Genomic DNA, 2,498 nt, shown 5'->3' with positions numbered 1-2,498 from the left:
GCGATCACCACCTTCTGCTGGTTGCCGCCCGACAGTTCGCCGGCGGCTTGCGCCACGCTGCCGCTGCGGATGCGCAGTTTCTTCACATAGTCCTGCGCCACGCTGCTCTCGGCCGCGTGGTCGAGCATGCCAGCGCGGCTCACGCTGCCCAGATTGGCCAGCGAGGTATTGACGCTGATGGCTTGGGGCAGCAGCAAGCCCTGCCCTTTGCGGTCTTCGGTGACCATGGCGATACCGGCCTTGACCGCATCCTTGGGACTGCGGATGCGCGCAGGCTGCTGGCTGTCGCCAATGAAGATCTCGCCCTGATCGGCACGGTCTGCGCCAAAGATCAGGCGCAGGAGTTCGGTCCGGCCGGAGCCGATCAGGCCGGCAATGCCAAGCACTTCACCGGCATGCAGCGCCAGGCTGGCCGGCTGCACGACTGGAGCACGCCCGAGGCTACGAATGCGCAGCACCGGAGCACCGATGTGGCGATGTTCGGCATCCAGGTCAACCTTGGTCAGCTCACCGGCCATCAGTTGCACCAGTTGCTCGGTGGAATAACGGCCGATGTCGTCATTGCAGACCAGCTTGCCATCGCGCAGGACCACAATACGGTCAGCGATGCGCTTCAATTCTTCCAGCCGGTGCGAGATGTAGATGATGGCCACACCTTCGGCGCGCAGGCGCTCGATGCGCGAGAACAGCAGCTCCACCTCACGGTTGGTCAGCATGGCCGTGGGTTCGTCCAGGATCAGGCAGCGGCAGCTGCCGATCAGGTTGCGGGCGATCTCGACCATCTGCTGGTGGCCCAGGCCGAGGTCGCCGACCGGGGTCCACGGGTCCAGCTCGCCGAGTCCGACCACTTCCATCTGGGCGCGAGCGGCCTCGGCCAGCTTCTTGCGGTCGATCCAGCCGAAGCGGCGCGGCAGTTTTTCCAGGAACAGGTTTTCGGCAATCGACAGCGTGGGGATCAGGTTCAGTTCTTGCATCACCATGCGGATACCCAGGCCTTCAGCCTGCGTGCGCGATGTCGGTTGATAGGGCTGGCCATCCAGCGTCATGCCGCCGGCGCTGGCGTCGACCAGGCCGCAGATGATCTTGGAGAGCGTGCTCTTGCCAGCGCCGTTTTCGCCGGTCAGGGCCAGCACCTGGCCCGGACGCAGGTCCAGGTCGATGCCATCGAGCACCGGTGCGGCGTAGCTCTTGCCGATGCCGGACAAGGTCAGCAAGGGCGAAGCTTGGGAGGGAGAGTCGTTGGGCTGCATGGTTCTGTAGCGCACAAGGAGGGAGAGGCAAAGCCCCGCGCCCGGTCATGGGCGCAGGTACCTTGCAGAGAAGACGCCAGAGAGCGTCGGTATTACTTGGTGACCAGCGAGACCTTGGTCTCGACCACGCCACCCAGGGCGCTTTGCAGCTTCTTCTCGGTCACGGCCTTGAGGGCGGTCTCGATGCCGAAGACGGCTTGCTGCTGGGCGAACTGGTCTACGGTGGCCAGTACGCGGCCATCCTTCAACATCGGCTTGATGGCGTTGATGTTGTCGTAACCGACCAGTAGCACCTTGCCGGTCTTGCCAGCGGCGCGGATGGCGGCCACGGCGCCCAGCGCCATGTTGTCGTTGCCGGCCAGGATGGCCTTGATGTCCGGATGCGCGTTCAGGATCGAGGCGGCGACCTTGTTGCCCTGGTCGATTTCCCACTGGCCCGACTGCACGGTCACGACATTCGCACCGACATCCTTCATCGCATCCTGGAAGCCCAGGGTGCGCTGCTGTGCGTTGAAGGTGGTGGACACGCCTTCGATGATGGCGACCTTGTCACCCTTTTGCAGCTGCTTGCCCAGGTAGTCGCCGGCCAGCTTGGCGCCCTTGCGATTGTCAGGGCCCACGAACGGCACGGTGATGCCCTTTTCCTTCAGGGCGGCGTCGTCCAGCTTGTTGTCGATGTTGACCACGATGATGCCGGCGTCGATGGCCTTCTTGACCACCGGCACCAGGGCCTTGGAGTCAGCCGGGGCGATCACCAGGGCATTGACCTTGGAAACGATCATCTGCTCGACGATCTTGATCTGGTTGGCGGTGTCCTGCTCGTCCTTGATGCCGTTGGCGATCAGATCGAACTTGCTGGCGTTGGCCTTCTGGTATTCGCGGGCACCGTTCTCCATGTTCAGGAAGAACTCGTTGGCCAGCGACTTCATGACCAGGGCCACCTTGGGCTTGGCCGGAGTCTGTGCCATGGCGGCACCGGGAAGGACTGCACATGCCAGGGCGGCGATGGCGAAATGGCGGCGGGTGAATTTGTTCATCTGGGTCTCCAGTATTGATGTTGCCGGCGTTTCCTAGAAGATAGACGCCGTTATAAGTGCGCAAACGTTTGCGCGGATTGGAGAATAGCACCGCAAAATCAGAAAATAAAGCCGCGATGCAGCTTTTTTTCATCCTCGAAGATTGCGTGAGGAAGCCCGCCGCAGCCCTTCTCCACCGCCGAAACGGCGAACGGCGGGGAGCGCCGGCAAG

At 62.9% G+C, this 2,498-nt stretch carries 2 protein-coding genes; both read right to left on the bottom strand.

Annotated features, from left to right (window positions below):
* Positions 1 to 1,250, bottom strand: a 1,250-nt coding sequence (locus B3873_RS12565; protein WP_286866432.1) for a sugar ABC transporter ATP-binding protein, incomplete at its 3' end; no start/stop codon positions are given.
* A 92-nt stretch (positions 1,251 to 1,342) separates the two neighbouring features.
* Positions 1,343 to 2,287: a sugar ABC transporter substrate-binding protein gene (locus tag B3873_RS12560; RefSeq protein WP_286866431.1), complete on the bottom strand. Its 945-nt coding sequence runs from the start codon at positions 2,285 to 2,287 to the stop codon at positions 1,343 to 1,345.
* Between the last annotated feature and the right edge of the window lie 211 nt (positions 2,288 to 2,498).

Origin of the sequence: Herbaspirillum sp. UBA812, assembly GCF_002296545.1 — a bacterium.
Taxonomy (GTDB): domain Bacteria; phylum Pseudomonadota; class Gammaproteobacteria; order Burkholderiales; family Burkholderiaceae_D; genus Herbaspirillum; species Herbaspirillum huttiense.
Note: the sequence above shows the minus strand (reverse complement) of the source record. Positions and strands in the feature narration are given on the sequence as shown.